Annotated in this window: 12 protein-coding genes; 3 read left to right on the forward strand and 9 right to left on the reverse strand. The window is 70.2% G+C overall.

What is annotated here, in order from left to right; translation table 11 throughout:
- The 6 genes from ACGFSB_RS27730 to ACGFSB_RS27755 form a co-directional block, all read right to left on the reverse strand.
- Nucleotides 1–1,545, reverse strand: a complete 1,545-nt coding sequence (locus ACGFSB_RS27730; protein ID WP_393404683.1) for an RNA polymerase sigma factor — start codon at nucleotides 1,543–1,545, stop codon at nucleotides 1–3.
- A gap of 419 nt (nucleotides 1,546–1,964) precedes the next feature.
- Complete coding sequence (locus ACGFSB_RS27735) at nucleotides 1,965–2,852, reverse strand: FadR/GntR family transcriptional regulator (RefSeq protein WP_393404686.1); 888 nt, start codon at nucleotides 2,850–2,852, stop codon at nucleotides 1,965–1,967.
- Nucleotides 2,853–3,013: 161 nt separating this feature from the next.
- Complete coding sequence (locus ACGFSB_RS27740) at nucleotides 3,014–4,981, reverse strand: ATP-binding cassette domain-containing protein (RefSeq protein WP_393404688.1); 1,968 nt, start codon at nucleotides 4,979–4,981, stop codon at nucleotides 3,014–3,016.
- 193 nt (nucleotides 4,982–5,174) lie between these two features.
- Nucleotides 5,175–5,936, reverse strand: coding sequence for an NUDIX domain-containing protein (locus ACGFSB_RS27745; RefSeq protein ID WP_393404691.1), 762 nt, complete (start codon nucleotides 5,934–5,936; stop codon nucleotides 5,175–5,177).
- A 117-nt stretch (nucleotides 5,937–6,053) separates the two neighbouring features.
- Nucleotides 6,054–8,114, reverse strand: coding sequence for a glycogen debranching N-terminal domain-containing protein (locus ACGFSB_RS27750; RefSeq protein ID WP_393404693.1), 2,061 nt, complete (start codon nucleotides 8,112–8,114; stop codon nucleotides 6,054–6,056).
- 207 nt (nucleotides 8,115–8,321) lie between these two features.
- Nucleotides 8,322–9,659 (reverse strand): DUF4192 domain-containing protein, encoded by a 1,338-nt coding sequence (locus tag ACGFSB_RS27755; RefSeq protein WP_393404696.1) that lies wholly within the window; start codon nucleotides 9,657–9,659, stop codon nucleotides 8,322–8,324.
- A gap of 133 nt (nucleotides 9,660–9,792) precedes the next feature.
- Between ACGFSB_RS27755 and ACGFSB_RS27760 the strand changes: the two genes are divergently transcribed.
- Nucleotides 9,793–11,982: a RecQ family ATP-dependent DNA helicase gene (locus ACGFSB_RS27760; protein ID WP_393404699.1), complete on the forward strand. Its 2,190-nt coding sequence runs from the start codon at nucleotides 9,793–9,795 to the stop codon at nucleotides 11,980–11,982.
- Between the two features lie 212 nt (nucleotides 11,983–12,194).
- Entirely contained in the window at nucleotides 12,195–12,833 is a 639-nt protein-coding gene (locus ACGFSB_RS27765) for a hypothetical protein (RefSeq protein WP_393404702.1), read from the forward strand.
- Nucleotides 12,834–12,952: 119 nt separating this feature from the next.
- Here ACGFSB_RS27765 and ACGFSB_RS27770 read toward each other — a convergent pair whose 3' ends face one another.
- From ACGFSB_RS27770 to ACGFSB_RS27780, 3 genes are all read right to left on the reverse strand, one after another.
- Entirely contained in the window at nucleotides 12,953–13,624 is a 672-nt protein-coding gene (locus ACGFSB_RS27770) for a hypothetical protein (protein ID WP_393404705.1), read from the reverse strand.
- A 77-nt stretch (nucleotides 13,625–13,701) separates the two neighbouring features.
- Nucleotides 13,702–14,403 carry a ribonuclease HII gene (locus tag ACGFSB_RS27775; RefSeq protein WP_393404708.1) on the reverse strand — a complete coding sequence of 234 codons (702 nt, stop codon included), beginning with the start codon at nucleotides 14,401–14,403 and terminating at the stop codon, nucleotides 13,702–13,704.
- 47 nt (nucleotides 14,404–14,450) lie between these two features.
- Complete coding sequence (locus ACGFSB_RS27780) at nucleotides 14,451–15,065, reverse strand: TetR/AcrR family transcriptional regulator (RefSeq protein ID WP_393404711.1); 615 nt, start codon at nucleotides 15,063–15,065, stop codon at nucleotides 14,451–14,453.
- 125 nt (nucleotides 15,066–15,190) lie between these two features.
- On the opposite strand from ACGFSB_RS27780, the gene ACGFSB_RS27785 reads away from it, so the two are divergent.
- Nucleotides 15,191–16,747 carry an MFS transporter gene (locus ACGFSB_RS27785; RefSeq protein WP_393404714.1) on the forward strand — a complete coding sequence of 519 codons (1,557 nt, stop codon included), beginning with the start codon at nucleotides 15,191–15,193 and terminating at the stop codon, nucleotides 16,745–16,747.
- Nucleotides 16,748–16,781: the final 34 nt, after the last annotated feature.

Genomic DNA, 16,781 nt, shown 5'->3' on the forward strand with positions numbered 1-16,781 from the left:
CTAGTCGAGGTAGTCGCGCAGGACCTGCGAGCGCGACGGGTGACGCAGCTTCGACATCGTCTTCGACTCGATCTGACGGATACGCTCACGCGTCACTCCGTAGACCTTGCCGATCTCGTCGAGGGTCTTCGGCTGGCCGTCGGTGAGACCGAAGCGCATGGAGACCACGCCCGCCTCGCGCTCGGACAGGGTGTCGAGCACGGAGTGCAGCTGCTCCTGGAGGAGCGTGAAGCTGACCGCGTCGGCCGGGACGACCGCTTCGGAGTCCTCGATGAGGTCACCGAACTCGCTGTCGCCGTCCTCACCCAGGGGGGTGTGGAGGGAGATCGGCTCACGGCCGTACTTCTGGACCTCGATGACCTTCTCCGGGGTCATGTCGAGCTCCTTGGCCAGCTCCTCCGGGGTGGGCTCACGGCCCAGGTCCTGGAGCATCTGACGCTGCACGCGCGCGAGCTTGTTGATGACCTCGACCATGTGCACCGGGATACGGATGGTGCGGGCCTGGTCGGCCATGGCGCGGGTGATCGCCTGACGGATCCACCAGGTGGCGTACGTGGAGAACTTGTAGCCCTTGGTGTAGTCGAACTTCTCGACCGCGCGGATCAGACCGAGGTTGCCCTCCTGGATGAGGTCCAGGAAGAGCATGCCGCGGCCGGTGTAGCGCTTGGCCAGAGAGACCACCAGACGGAGGTTGGCCTCCAGGAGGTGGTTCTTGGCGCGGCGCCCGTCCTCGGCGATGATCTCCAGCTCGCGCTTGAGCTTCGGTGCGAGCTTGTCGGCGTTCGCCAGCTTGTCCTCGGCGAACAGGCCGGCCTCGATGCGCTTGGCGAGCTCGACCTCCTGCTCCGCGTTGAGGAGCGGGACCTTGCCGATCTGCTTCAGGTAGTCCTTGACGGGGTCGGCGGTGGCACCGGCCGCGGCGACCTGCTGGGCCGGCGCGTCGTCCTCGTCCTCGTCGGACAGCACGAAGCCGGCCTGGGCGCCCTCTTCCGTGGACTCGCCCTCACCGGGCTTGCCCTTGGCAGGCGTCTCCTCGGTGGCCTCGTCGTCCACCATCTCGTCGTCCTGCTTGGACGTCTTCTTGGCCGTCGCCTTCTTGGCGACGGTCTTCTTGGCGACGGCCTTCTTTGCCGTCGTCTTCTTGGCAGCGACCTTCTTCGCGGGCGCGTCCTCAGCTGCGACATCCACGGCCGACGCCTCGGGGGCGGCGGTCGCGGTGGTCTGCTTCGCCGTGACCGTCTTGGCCGCGACGGTCTTGGTCGCGGTGCGCTTGACCGGGCTCTTCGCTGCGACGCTCTTGCGGGGGCGCTTCGGCTCCGCGGCACTGACCATCAGCGTCACACCCTCTTCCTCGAGGATCTGGTTGAGGCTGCGCAGAACGTTCTTCCACTGAGTGGCCGGAATCTGGTCAGCTTCGAAGGCACGACGCACGTCATCGCCGGCGATCTGCCCATCAGCCTTTCCCCGCTCGATGAGCGCCATGACAGAGACGGATTCGGCGATCTCCGGCGGGAGCGTACGGGATGTGCTGGCCGACACGAACAACCTCTCGGAACGTTGAAAAACGGCTTCCGGCCCCGTCCATTGTGGACCAGGACCGACGACCGACGACTAGGGATGGGCCGACGGCGCAGGCGGGCCGGGGAGCTACACAGCGCCACGAACGGCTGCTGTATTCCCTCCTCGGCTATCACCTCTTAGGTCATCGCGCTGCCCCGAGGAGCGTTACGCCCAATCTACGTGGCCCGAGTCACACCCCGTAAGCGCTCAAAAGCAGCTAGATACCGCCATAAGCGGTCACATCCAAGCCCCGGCGGCCCTCCAGAGGGCAACGACCGCGTCGCCGAGCCCCACCGGATCCCCGAGGAACCCACAGAGGCCGGCGACGGTGCCGTGTCAACGGAGTGATGAGGTGGGGCCGAGAGGCGCTCATCCGCCGGCCGTACGGACGCAGACCCGGCCCGTCAGTGCTCGCGAGGGGCGGGCACGACGCGCTCCACCTCCGGGTGGACGGTGAGCAGCTGGCGCATGGCAGCCTCGGCACCGGGGCCGTCGCCCGCCCCGAGGGCGTCGACGATGCGCGAGTGGTGGACCAGGGACGTCTCGGTAGGACGGTCACAACCGATGACCGGGCCACCCGAGACCTGGAGTGCGGCCGAGACGATGCCGGACAGGTGCTCCAGCATGCGGTTGCTCGCGAGCTGGATGAGCAGCGAGTGGAACTCCGCGTCGGCGCGGGAGAACGTGATCGAGTCGCCCTGGCTCAGCGTGTGGCCCATGATCTCGACCATGTCGGCGAGCCGCTGCTGCACCTCCTCGCGGCCGTGGCCCGCGGCGAGCCGGGCGGCGAGAGGCTCGATCGTCCAGCGCAGCTCGCTGAGTTCACGGCGCTGGTCGTCGCGCTGCGGCCCGAACGCCCGCCATTCGATGATGTCCGGGTCCAGCAGGTTCCAGTCGCTGACGGGGCGCACGCGCGTGCCGACGTTGGGCCGGGCGCTGACAAGGCCCTTGGCCTCCAGCACGCGCAGCGACTCCCGGACGACGGTGCGGGAGACCTCGAAACGCTGGCCGATCTCCTCGGGGACCAGCGGGCGGTCGGCGCCCAGGTCACCGGAGACGATCATCTGGCCGAGCTGCTGGACGAGTTGGCCGTGCAGCCCGCGGCCGCGGTTGCCGCCGGCGCGTCGGCCTACGCGGCCCAGGTCCTGGTCAGCGCTGTCCCACGAGGGCGCGACGACGCGGTCGGCACCAGGGGCCTCGGCGAAGGGGTAGCGGTCGAGTTCGCCCGGTCCGGCGAGGCCGGAGTCTGCGGAGCGGGCGGCGGTCATCATGGTGTGCGCAAGGGTACTCACGGAACCTTTGTCGGCGTGGCCTCCAAGTCCCTTGAGGTCTTTGGTGAAAAGCACACGAAAGGGTGATCGCTTACCTCGCCGCAATTGACGCCTTATCGGAAAGAAATGAGCGTTCTCCGGGGACTTGTGCGCAGCACGGGAACGGAAGCGCCGGGCGGTCGTTATCGGGCTCTGCCACGCATCCCGGTGAGCAGATATGCGCAGAGTAGAGCGGTCAGCGACAACATCAGTGCGCTGCCCACAGGTTGGGCGACCATCCGGACTCCGCCTGCCAGATAGCGCTCCACCCCGAACGGCCACTGCACCAATGCAAGATCACGGAGCCTCCCGGGCAGCCCGGCCGCCGATCGCACAGACGGCCCCTCCAAGGCTTTCTGTACGAGCGGTACGACGACGATCGGCACCGCGAGAACAGCGGCCAGGCCCGCGGTCGTGGACCGGAAGACACCCCCGGCAAGCACCCCAGCCCAGGCGCAGCCCATCACCAGGGCAACCCAACTCGCACTCAGCGAAAGCCAGTCGGCGGGAACTTTCGCGACCTCGTCTCCGTATACCAGGTGAAGCAGCGCGGCGTCCGCTGCCAGGACGAGCAGACTCAGCAGGAGCGCGGTGGCCGCCGCGACGAGCAATTTGGCGCAGAGCAGCCCCAGGCGGCGGGGGACGGTGCCCCGGTCAGCGGCGAGGGCAGGGTGGCGGAACTCCTCACCGAAGGCGAGTGCGCCGAGCATCCCGGCGCCAAGGGCCGCGGGCGGCAGGGGCAGTTCCAGGGGCCAGGCGGCCAGCAGGCGCGGCTGCGGCGTGTGACCACTCCTGGCGAGGAAGACGCAGAGCACGGCGGAGACGGCGAGCACGGCGGCTGTGATGAGGTAGCCGGTGCCGACACCCGCGGCGCGGCGCAGCTCGTAACGCAAAGGGCGGAGGGGGCTGCGAGCGGGGCGGATCGAGATGGGGGGCGGCAAGGCGGACGGAGTCGCGGGAGTCTGCGGGCCCGTTGCGGCGCTCGTGGTGATCGGGTCGGTGGTAGCGATCGGATCGGTGGTGGCGAGCGGGATGAGCTTCGGGGCTGTGGACACGTTCCCGGGCCGCACCTCGGCGGCCACGGCTGCGCTCTCGCCCAGATCGTCCTGGCATGGCGCTTGCCTCGTATCCGCATCCGTACGTGCCGGAGCTGTCGGAGCTGTCGGAGCTGTCGGAGCTGTCGGAGCTGCCGCCCCAGAAGGCTCGATCACAGATTCGGGGGCGTGCGCGGTATCAGGCCCCGCATCCCCGATTTCATCGGCCAGTTGATGGACGAGGATGCCGTGCCGGAACGCCGTCTCACCGACATCGGCGCAATTGCTGCCGTACACCGAAAGCCTGTTGCCGTCCTCCTTCACCACCTCGATGGAGCGCTGCCCCGCACGGGCCTCCTTGGACAGCAGCGCTCCGAGGCGCGCCGCGTGCGGACTGCGTACGGCTACACGAGGACGCAGCCGGGTGCGGGCGAAGTCCCCTGCTTCCTGGTCGGCGACCACTCGGCCCGCTTCCAGCGTGACGACCCGGTCGGCGGTCCGTGCGGCCTCCTTGGGGTCGGCCGTCGAGAACAGGACGGTTCCGCCCTGGGCGGCGTGCGCACGCAGGATCCCGTGCAGCCATCCGCCCTCCCGGGCCGAGAGGCCGTCGGCGGGACCGTCGAGGACGAGCGTGTGCGGGTCGGCGAGCAGCGCGCAGGCCAGACCGAGACGGCGGTCCATGCCGCGCGAGAGCGTGCCGAGCCGCTGATCACGGAGGCTGACGAGACCGACGACTTCGAGTACGTCGTCGGCGCGCTGGATGGGCACCCCAGCGGCCGCGCACAACATGCGCAGCTGGCCGCGGACCGTGCGGCCGGGGTGTCCGGGGACCTCACCCAGAAGGACGCCCACCTCGCGTGACGGATGGGTGATGCGGTGCAGCGGGCGGCCTCTGAAGTAGGTGACGCCGCGGCCCTGTTGGATTTCGAGCATGAGCCTCAGCGCCGTCGTCTTGCCGGCGCCCTGCGCGCCGAGCAGCACCGTGACACGGCCTGTTCGCGCCTCGAAGGACACGTCGTCGACGGCGGGCGGCAGTTCCTGGCGGGGATTGCTGGTCAGTCCGATGGCCTGGATCATCGCTTCTCTCGCGGGATGTGCGACCGCTCGGTCGGCCAGGGTTCGTCCGCCGGGTCGGGGACGGACGAACCCCGTGGGTACTGCAACAAGATAACGCTATATTTCCGGCATTTCGGTCAGGGTGTGAGCCACGGGTGTCCCGCACATGGCACAGACAGACAGGTGACCAGCAGGGTGACCGGTGACGCGGGCCTCAGACCTCGGGGCGCAGCATCGGCGGGTTGAGCAGCGTCGCGCCGCCCGCGCGGAAGAGCTGGGCGGGACGGCCGCCCTGTCGGGTGGTGGTGCCGCCCGTGGGGACGAGAAAGCCCGGCGTGCCGGTCACCTTGCGGTGGAAGTTGCGCGGGTCGAGCACGACGCCCCACACGGCCTCGTACACCCGGCGTAGCTCGCCGACGGTGAACTCGGGCGGGCAGAAGGCCGTCGCCAGCGACGAGTACTCGATCTTCGAGCGGGCACGCTCCACGCCGTCCGCCAGGATCCGCGCGTGGTCGAAGGCGAGCGGCGCGGCCTGCTCACCCTCCTGGCCGTAGCCACCTTGCTCGAGCAGCGCCTCGACCGGCGCCCAGCGCGCGCTGTTCGCGTCACCGCCGGCTCGTGGCGCGGGCAGATCGGGAGCGAGTGCGAGGTGAGCGACGCTGACGACCCGCATCCGCGGATCGCGCTTGGGATCGCCGTACGTGGCGAGCTGCTCCAGATGTGCGCCATTGACCTGGACCGGGGTGTCCGGGTCGTGAGCGCACAGCCCGGTCTCCTCGACCAGCTCCCGCGCCGCGGCCGACGACAGATCCTCGTCGTCGCGCACGAATCCACCGGGAAGCGCCCAACGGCCCTGGAACGGCGGCTCACCACGACGGACGGCAAGCGCACAGAGCGCGTGACGGCGCACGGTCAGCACGACCAGGTCGACGGTGACAGCGAAGGGCGGGAAGGCCGACGGGTCGTAGGGCGACATGCCGCGATCATAGTCGTCTTCCTGACGATAAACAGCTCCCCCGGCGTCCGATCCCGGTTCGATTCACCAGAGCCCTGCTTCAGGCCCACGACGCGCCACACTCCCTGCTCCGAGGCGTCACACGCCCAGCTGCAACCCCTCGGCCGCCTCCTCCACCATCGCGAGGCCGAGCCTGCTGACACGTACCGAGAACGGGGCGCCCGCGACGCGCAGCGCCGTAAGGCCCAGCTCCCCCAGGGGGGCGCTCCGGACAGGGCTCAGCGTCACCGTGCCCGACGGCGCGTCCGGCCGGATCCCCGCGAGCGCCGTGAGGAGGTGCACCCCGGCGGCCGCGGCGGTGGCCGCCGGACGGCAGGCTGCGGGGTGCGGCAATGGAGCGCCGTCCTCCGTGCGCTGCTCCCCCGCGTACATCTCAGGCAGCCGGTAGCCGAACGTCTCGGCTGCCGCGAGCACCCCTCTCAGCAGCGAATTCGCCTCCTTCTCGTAGCCCGCGGCGGCCAGACCCGAGACGGCGACCGCCGTTTCATGGACGCGCACCGCTCCCCCACGATGACCGAAGGGGTTGTACGCGGTTTCCTTGGCGCCCAGGCTGCGCAGCCCCCATCCCGAGTCCATGGCGGGCCCCCCGAGCAGCCGGGCGAGCTGTTCGGTCTGCACCTTGTCGAGCAGCCCTGGTGCGAGCGCCCCCGACCCGAGCAGGCCCGTGTCGAGGAGGTGGGCCGCACCGCAGGTGAGGAGGGGCACGGGGCGCCCGTCGGCCAGGCAGGCAGCGGCGGGTCGGCCACCCGCCCGGTCCTCCACCCAGAAATCCTCCCGGAAGGTGGCCTTCAGCCGCTCCGCCCACTGCCGCAGGTCGGCGCCACCCGCTCGACCGTGCGCGTCGAGCAGCTCGGCCCCGAGCAGCGCCGCCCGGTGGGCATGGGCCTGGGTCTCACACCGCATGGGGCCACCCGGATGCGGGTCCGGCAAGCACCCTCCATCGTCCGCCGCGGCGAGCAGCCATCGCAGGCAACGCTCGGCCGGCGGCAGCAACTCCTCCGTCTCCTGCGCCGAAAGCCCCCAGCGCCACGCCTCCGCAAGGAGCACCGGGAAGAGCAGCGTCGCCTCGGTCCCCGTGCATCCCGGCGGCAGATGCGGTCCCGTGTTCCGCAGCGGCCCCGGGATCATGCCGGCTCTCGGCCCCTTGCCCACGAGTTGACGGCGGGCGAGCGTGCGCAGCGTCCCCGCGGCGATCCGAGTGCCGAGCGGCAAGGCCATCCGGGCGGCCGCGAGCGCCTCCGCCGGAGCCAGACCACAGCGCCACGGTGCCCCCGCGGCCAAGTGGACGTCGGTCGGGTGCTCGGGGTCGCGCAGCAGCAACGCCTGCAGATCCTCCACGGACCTCTCCAGCAGAGTCCGGGCCCTGGGGTCATCTCCCCCGGCCCGCGCCGTGGCGAGAGAGAGCGACGCACCGTGCCCGGCCGGCCTCACCGGGCCCGCGCCTTCCGGCCGTACCCGCAGCTCCAGGCTCCAGGAGCCACCCGGGGGCAGCTCCACCTCCCAGCGCAGCAGCCCGGCGGAGGCCAGCGCGTCCGCGGGCGCCGGGTGGGCGGTGACCACACAGTGGCCCGCAGGGGAGGACCACCGCATACCGGAATCGTGGACGCTGGCGGGCAGTTCGGGACCCGTATGGCCGGATGCGACCGCAGCGAGTTCCGCCAGATCCGTGCCGAGCGAGACCTCGACGGGCAGCCGCAGGTGGCGGCCGGCGGAACTGCGCAGGATGACCCGCTCCGTACCGTCGGCGTATCGGGTCCGCTCGACGACGACGTCCGGATCCGGGCCACCGTCCGCGGACGGACGCAATGTCGCGACGAAGCGGGCGCTGTCGGCCGAGAGCATCCGGGCCTGCACGACTACCGGCTCGCGCCCGGCCACCCGCACCTGGCAGCGGGACAGCAGCCGACGCCCAGCGCGGTAGAACCCCTCGAGCCCCTGGCCGGTCAACTGCCCCTGGTCCGGAGAGATCGCGAGGGCAGGCAGGGCGACGCAGACCAGTGCGGCATGTGCGGGCGGCAGCTGTGCGGGGCGACGCGGCGCGGGCCCCGACGCGGGCCCACCGGACAGACGTGGCGAGGCCGAGGCGGGCCGCTGGTGACCGTCTCTGCCGGAGACAGAAGACGGGGCGGGCAGGGGCATGAGGCGGCTTCTTCCGCGCTGCCGGGAGTCGGAGGTCGTACGACGGCGCGACCCGGACACAGGTACCGCCACTCAGGTGAACGGACCGGTCCCGCTCCAAGTCACGCCCGCGGGGCGGGAAGCCACTCGGTCGGCCCCGGTCTCCGGCCCCCGTCTCCCCGGCCGAGGCCCCTCGCGCCTTTACTCTCCGGTGCCGCACCCCCACGCTCACGTGTCGTTCCTCGCACTGCGCCGGATGGTGCGACGACGGTTCTGCGGCCCGGTGCTCGGCCGGTCCGTGGCCCGTGACCCGGCGCCGCCCTTCGAACGTGCGGGGCGGTGGCGTCGGGGAGCGGAACCCACGGGATCCCCAGCGGAATCCAACGACTCGACGGGGAGCGGCAGTTCGGGCTGCGTCTGTGCCGCGCCGACGTCAGTCCGCTGCCCGCGCAGGCAGCGGCGGATCGGCTCGGGGTCCAGGTCTCCGTTACAGGCGTGGTGCAGGAGTTGGGCGAAGGCGTAACCGGGATCGGCGCACAGCGCCATGTCCAGGGCCTCCTGGCCCTCCGTGGTGTCACCGATGGACCACGCGACCCAGCCCGCGAGGGAAAGCGGTGCCGCGGCGTGCTCTCCATAGGCGCCGACGCACCGGCGTGCCAGGGCCCTCCAGAGGCGAAGCGCCGGTGTCGCGGCGGCGCCTTCCATCCATTCCGCCGCCTGATCGCGCGTCGTACGGTCCTGGAGGCCGAGGATCAGCGCCGCGGCCTCGTCGTGCGCGAGGAGTTCGTCGTCCTGGAGATCCGCCTCCAGCGTGCCGGTGACCGACGGTGCGGCGTCGAGGCGCGCCATGATCCTGCTGGCCAGGTCGAGCGTTTCGGCGGCGACTTCGGCATGCCCGTCCTCCTCCAGGATCCGGTGCACGATCGCCATGCCCGCCGCGTCGAGTGCGGCCTCCTGGTCCGCCGCCGCGACGGACTCCCATGGGGTGAGCCGCGCTCGCACCTCCCGTGGGGTGACACCCACTTGAACACCGGCATAGGCCGTGGCCGCGGCAAGGACGGACGTGCCGGGGCGGAGCAGCGGGACGCCCTCCGCCGGGCAGCACTGCTCGTTCGGACAGCAGTAGGTCCAGAAGTTGCCTGCCGAGATGCAGACGACTTCGAACACGGGGACGTCGAGGCTGCCGCACGCGGTGCGCAGCACCTGCGCCAGCGGCCGCAGGCGTTCCATGACCTGCCGTCCGGACTCTGCGCCGACAGGCTCCGCGCAGAGGAAAGCGACAATGCCGTCAGGCCGGTCTCCGCGCCGCTCGCAGCCTCCCACCAGGCATTGGGCGAGCTGCTCCGCGATGGGCGGCCAGTCCTCCGCGCGCCCGGGAATACCGAGGCGCACCCGGCCGCCGAACCGCCCCCGCTCTCCGTGCAGAGCGATGAGGACGACGCTCTCCTCGGGCCGGAACCCGAGCAAATACGGCAGTGCGTCCGCCAATTCGGCCGGGGTGCGCAGGGTGACCAGGGTCTGGTCGATGGAGTCGATCGGGGCGTTTTGTTCGCTGTGGTTCGTCATGTGCCGACTCTCCCGCAGATCACAAGGTTCCGGTTTGCCCTGTGGATAACTGCAGTCAGGGGCACGCCAAGAGTTATCCACAGCTCGGCGGACTCGTTCGCCTAATGTCAGACCCATCGGGTTGCATGGGGGCATGAGCAACGAAGATCTGCGCACGGCGGCCGATGCCGTACTCGCCCGCCTCGTCGGCGGCCCCGCGGCCGCATCCGGCGACGCACCACCGTCGGACAGTCCTCGACTGCGCGAGGACCAGTGGCGTGCGATCGAGGCACTGGTCGCCGACAAGCGCCGGGCGCTGGTCGTACAGCGCACGGGCTGGGGCAAGTCCGCCGTGTACTTCGTCGCGACCGCACTGTTGCGGGAGCGGGGCAGCGGCCCGACCGTGATCGTCTCCCCGCTGCTCGCGCTCATGCGCAACCAGGTGGAGTCCGCGGCGCGAGCCGGAATCCGCGCCCGCACGATCAACTCCTCCAACACAGAGGAGTGGGACACCATCCAGGCCGAGGTGGCCTCCGGCGACGTGGACGTCCTCCTCGTCAGCCCGGAGCGGCTGAACAACCCGGACTTCCGCGATCAGGTCCTGCCCAAGCTCGCCGCGGCGACCGGCCTGCTCGTGGTCGACGAGGCCCACTGCATCTCCGACTGGGGCCACGACTTCCGGCCGGACTACCGGCGGTTGCGCACGATGCTCGCCGACCTGCCGCCGGACGTCCCCGTCCTCGCCACCACCGCGACGGCCAACGCGCGCGTGACGGCCGACGTGGCCGAGCAGCTGGGTACGGGCGGCAGCTCGGACGCGCTCGTGCTCCGCGGGCCCCTCGACCGCGAGAGCCTTAGCCTGGGCGTGCTCCAGCTGCCCAACGCCGCACACCGGCTGGCCTGGCTCGCCGACCACCTGGACGAGCTGCCGGGTTCCGGGATCATCTATACGCTCACGGTCGCCGCCGCCGAGGAGATCACCGCCTTCTTGCGGCAGTGCGGGCACACCGTCACGTCGTACACCGGAAAGACGGAGAACGCGGACCGCCAGCAGGCCGAAGAGGATCTGCTCGCCAACCGTGTGAAGGCTCTGGTCGCCACCTCCGCCCTGGGGATGGGCTTCGACAAGCCCGACCTCGGCTTCGTGGTACATCTCGGCTCCCCCTCCTCGCCGATCGCCTACTACCAACAGGTGGGGCGCGCGGGCCGCGGTGTCGATCACGCGGAGGTACTGCTCCTTCCCGGCAAGGAGGACGAGGCGATCTGGAACTACTTCGCCTCGCTCGCCTTCCCGCCCGAAGAGCAGGTCCGGCGCACTCTGGACGTGCTGGCGCAGGCAGGCAGGCCACTGTCGCTGCCCGCGCTTGAGCCGCTGGTCGAGCTGCGCCGGTCACGCCTTGAGACGATGCTCAAGGTCCTCGACGTGGACGGCGCGGTCCGGCGCGTCAAGGGCGGCTGGATCTCCACGGGGATGCCCTGGGCGTACGACGCCGAGCGGTATGCCTGGGTCGCCAAGCAGCGGCAGGCCGAGCAGCAGGCGATGCGTGATTACGCCACGTCCCCCGGCTGCCGAATGGAATTTCTGCGACGGCAGCTGGACGACGAGGCGGCGGTCCCCTGTGGACGCTGCGACAACTGCGTGGGCGCGCGCTTCACGGACGCCGTGTCCTCCGGAGCACTGGACACGGCAAAGGGCGAGCTGGTCCGTGCGGGTGTCGATGTGGAGCCCCGGAGGATGTGGCCGACCGGCCTCTCCGCGGTCGGCGTCGACCTCAAGGGACGCATTCCCGCGGGCGAACAGGCTTTCCAGGGCCGGGCCTTGGGACGGCTCTCGGACATCGGGTGGGGCAACCGCCTGCGTCCGATGCTCACCCCGCAAGCACCGGACGGGCCGGTACCGGACGATGTGGCGAAGGCCGTGGTCGGCGTGCTCGCCGACTGGGCGAAGGGCCCCGGTGGCTGGGCTTCAGGCGGAGCCGACGCCCAGCCTCGGCCGGCGGGCGTGGTGACCATGACCTCGCACACCAGGCCCCAGCTGATCCAGTCGCTGGGCGCGCGGATCGCCGAGATCGGCCGCCTGCCGCACCTCGGATCCATCGAGTACGCCGTCGGCGCCGACACAGCACATGTGCCGAGAAGCAACAGTGCGCAGCGCCTGCGTGCCCTCGACGGAACGCTGATCGTGCCCCCGGGGCTCGCCGCGGCACTTCAGGAAGCGGATGGTCCCGTTCTGCTCGTCGACGATCTGACGGACAGCGGCTGGACCCTGGCGGTGGCCGCGCGCATGCTCCGCCGGGCCGGAGCCAAGGGGGTGTTGCCGCTGGTCCTGGCCGTGCAAGGTTGACGGAAGCGTCGATGCGAGCCTCCTTGGGCAGGGATATACGCGGCGCATCGCCAGATACCGGTCGGCGGACCTAATTGCTCGTTGCCGCAAGCCAGTACGACGGGAAGAATCGGCACTGCTCCCCGCGCGGCCCTCGTGGTCCGGTAGGGCTGTGCCGCGGTGCGCTCCCCAGTCCGACCCCGCCCTCTGGGCGCGTAGCCGAAGGGAGGACCGTGACCTTCGGATTCACTCCGTCCGCTGCGGCATCGATGTCGGAGTCTTCGACGCCGGCCGAGTTGTCCGCCGATTCCGCCAACCGACTGGCCCGGATGCTCGAGCCCGCGGAGTGGTCAGCCGCGGGAATTCCCCTGCTGCGCAATCCGCGTGAGGTCGTCAGCGGCCTGCATTCCCGGCATCGTCCGATGCCCGAGACAGCTGTAGTCGCTGTCCTCGATTCGGAGGAACGGCTCCGGGCGAGCGCTTCGTTCACCCGGCGGCCGAGCGCGGCGGACGGCTGGGTGTTCCGTAACGCACTGCTCGCGCAGTTGCGGCGAGTCATTCCGCACGACCTCCGGCGCCGTACGCCGGTGCGCACCGCCGTCCTGCTCTACTGCCGTGACGGCGACGCACGTTGGACGCAGGAGGACGGGGCGTGGATGTGGGGACTGCGGGACGCCTGCACACTGCACGGGCTGCGCTGCGGCGCCTACATCACACTGACCCGTGACGGCTGGCAGGTGCTCGGCGAGGGCCGCGGCGGCCGCCGGCCCAGTTCCGGCTCACGTCCGGAGGCGTTCGCCGAGACCGATCCGCCACCGCCACGTACCGGCGGCGCCGCCTCGGACGTACTGCGCCGGGCGGCGGCACGCTGAAGTGTCCGCCGCCCGCCGCCACGAGGCGGGCCCCAGGCATGGACCGGTGCGCGTCGCCGCCCGTGCCGCGCACCGCGCGACACACACAACGGCGGGCCCACCGGGCCATGCCGCGAACGTCAGACGCCGGCGCCCAGCATCGCGTTGATCCGCTGCGGGTCACCGCACACGATCAGCAGGGCTCCGGCCCGGGTGAGCGCCGTCGGCAGCGCGCCCACCGCGGTCTCCTCGCTGCCGTTGATGGCGACGACGACCACGGGGCGGGACACGGCACGATCCAGGGCGACGGCATCGGCGTAGAAGACGTCGTCCCCCGCGTCGTGCTGCGCCCAGTAGGAAGCCTCGCCGAACGACAGCTCGTGCGTGGCCCACGGGTGCGGATCGCCGGTGGTGATCACCAGGACCTCACCCGGAGCACGACCCGAGTCGAGCAGCAGGTCAACGGCCTCCTCGGCGGCGTCGAGCGCCCCCTCGGCCGAAGCGGGGATCAGCTGGATCTGCGGGACCGAAGCAGCCGCATCCGCGGCGGCGCCCACAGGGGGACCAGCGGAAACGGCGGAAGGTCCGGAAGCAGCCGGGGCGGAAGGCCCTGGCTTGACGGCCGGCTCACGCGGTGTGCGCTGCGCCGGCGGCGTCGGCCGGGCGGGGCCCGGTCGGCCGGGACGCGGCGCGGTCGCGGGACGCGGGCCGGGTACGGGGCGGGGGGTCGGCGTGGTGCGGCCACTGGCCGGGGTCACGCGGGGACCCTGGGCACTCTCGTGAATCTGAGGCTCCTCGGGACTGAGAGGCATGCGTTGTTGTCTATCAAACGCCGGTGCGAGTCGCATCGGCGGGTGGCACATGAGTGCGAGTGGAACTGCCGGAGACGTCAGAACTCAAAGCCGAGCTGGCCCTCGATTTCCGGAACGCTTCCATCCGCCCAGCTGCGGGCCTTCTTGAGATGACGCCACTGGGGCAGCGAATCAAGATACGCCCACGACATCCGGTGGTACGGGGTGGGTCCCCGCTCCTCCAAAGCGGCCTTGTGCACCGGCGACGGATAGCCTGCGTTGGCCGCGAAACCGAAGTCTGCATGTTCGATGCCCAGTTCGGCCATCATTTTGTCGCGCCGAACCTTGGCGATCACCGAAGCCGCGGCGACAGCCACGCAGGACTGATCGCCTTTGATCACCGTACGAACCCGCCAGGGAATGCCGAGATAGTCGTGCTTCCCGTCGAGGATGACGGCTTCCGGACGCACCGGCAGCTCCTCGAGGGCGCGCACCGCGGCGAGCCGCAGCGCGGCAGTCATCCCCAGCTGGTCGATCTCCTCCGGCGAGGAGTGCCCCAGGGCGTAGGCCGTGACCCAGCCCTCCAGCTCCCCGGCGAGCGCGGTGCGCCGCTTGGGGCTGATCAGCTTGGAATCGGTGAGCCCTTCGGGCGGCCTGCGCAGTCCCGTGACCGCCGCACAGACGGTGACCGGGCCCGCCCACGCACCGCGTCCGACTTCGTCGACGCCAGCGATGACCTTCGCTCCGGTGGTAGCGCGAAGGGAGCGCTCGACGGTGTGGGTGGGTGGTTCGTACGGCATGGCGCCAGACAGCGTACGCCGCCGGACGCCACCCGCGACACCCAGGTCTACCTGCGCAGCAGCGGAACCATGACCTGGTCGATCAGATCGGCGAATTCCTCATCTCCCCATTCACTCCCGCACACCTTGGAGCGATACATCATCATCGCCGGAATGACGTCGCATACATAGGGATCGATGGCCTCGGCACGCACTTCGCCGCGCTCGACTCCGCGGCCGATGACGTCCTTGATCAGCTCTACGCTCGGCCCGACGACCCCTTCGAAGATCACTCCGTGGAAACGCTCGGCCGTACGCGTGTCGCACTCGTGAAGCACTGCACGAAGAGCGAATCCGGGGCGCGAGAACATCGCCTCACGCATCTGCCGGCACAACTGGAGGAGATCCTCCCTGACCCCGCCGCAGTCCGGTGCGGAGTCGAGCTTCGGCAGGCCGGCCTGCAGCGCGTCCACGACGAGGTCTTCCTTGGAGGGCCAGCGGCGGTAGACCGCCGCCTTGCCGGTCTGGGCGCCCGCTGCCACACCCTCCATCGTCAGGCCGTTCCAGCCGACGGTACTGAGCTGTTCGAGCGCAGCCTCGAGGATCGCCCGTTCGAGTACGGGGCCCCGGCGGCGCAGGGAGGCCGTCTGAGCGGCAGCGGCGCTCCAGCGCGAAGTAGCCATCTAGATCTCTCCGTTGAACGATCGAGGCAGTGTCAGTGAACGGTTGCGTTCACTGATGGGGAGTCACTACCTTTTACAGGACAGTGAACGGTACCGTTCACTAGTGCACTTATGGGGGATCCATAGTGACAACCTCTCAGCTAGTTCAAGATCAAAAGCCTGGCGCCGCCCGCCGCGGAAGCCGGCCCGGCATCGCACTGACCGTCATCGCTGCCTGCCAACTCATGGTGGTCCTCGATGCGACGATTGTGAACATCGCGCTTCCGCACATTCAGGACGCGCTCAAATTCTCGACAACTGACCTCACTTGGGTCGTCAGCGCGTACACGCTCACCTTCGGTGGCCTGCTGCTTCTCGGTGGGCGCGCCGGTGACATCCTCGGCCGCCGCCGGGTCTTCATGACCGGCATCCTGGTCTTCACACTCGCCTCGTTCCTGGGCGGATTCGCCCAGGAACCCTGGCAGTTGCTGGCCGCACGTGCCCTTCAGGGCGCAGGTGGCGCGATCGCATCGCCAACCTCCCTGGCACTTATCACCACGACCTTCCCCGAAGGACCCGAGCGCAACCGCGCGTTCGGTGTCTTCGCGGCCGTCTCAGCGGGCGGCGGCGCCATCGGCCTGCTGGCCGGCGGCATGCTGACAGAGTGGCTCGACTGGCGCTGGGTGCTGTTCGTGAACGTACCCATCGGCCTGCTGATCGCTTTCCTCGCTCCGCTCTACATCAACGAATCCGAGCGCCATCCGGGCCGTTTCGACATCGCGGGCGCGCTCACGTCGACCCTGGGCATGGCTTCCCTGGTCTACGGATTCATCCGGGCGTCCGAGGACGGCTGGCGCGACAGCCTCACCATGGGGTCGTTCGGCACGGCGATCGTGCTGCTCCTGGCCTTCGCCCTGATCGAGAGCCGGGCCAAGGAACCGATCACTCCGCTGAAGATGTTCGCCGACCGCAACCGCTCGGGCACGTACGTGATCATGCTGAGCCTGGCCGCGGCGATGTTCGGCATGTTCTTCTTCATCGTGCTCTTCGTCCAGAACGTACTGGGCTACACACCGATCGAGGCGGGCCTCGCCTTCCTGCCGGTCACGGTCGCGATCGTGGCGGGCGCGGGCATTTCCCAGCGGCTGCTTCCGGTCCTCGGCCCCAAGCCGTTCATGGTGACCGGCTCGTCCCTTGTCGCCGTCGGACTCGGCTGGCAGACCTTTGTCAGCCCGGACAGTACGTACGTGAGCGGCGTGCTCGGCCCCATGCTGCTGTTCGGCTTCGGCATGGGTCTGAACTTCGTGACCCTTACATTGACAGCCGTCTCCGGAGTGGCCCAACACGAGGCGGGAGCGGCATCGGGACTGCTCAACGCGACGCAACAGGTGGGCGGTTCACTCGGCCTCTCCATCCTGACCACGGTGTTCGGCACAGCGAGCCGGGACGAAGGCAAGGAACAGGTCGCGGACTTCATGGCGAACGCCTCACCGGCGCAGAAGGCCGCCTTCGCCAAATCCGGTGAGCTGCCCGCGCCTTGGGGGCACGAGGTGCTGGCCCAAGGGATCTCGACGGCCTTCATTCCGGCCGTCGCCATGGCTGTGCTCGCCCTGGCCACTGCCCTCCTGGTGGTCCGTGTGCGTAAGAGCGACCTGGACGCGCTGTCCGGGGCGGCGAGCGCCACGGGTCCCGCAGCGGGCTGACGGGCGTTGCGTGCGGCCCCCTGCCGTCATACGG

This window comes from Streptomyces sp. NPDC048441 (genome assembly GCF_043200235.1).
GTDB lineage: Bacteria > Actinomycetota > Actinomycetes > Streptomycetales > Streptomycetaceae > Streptomyces.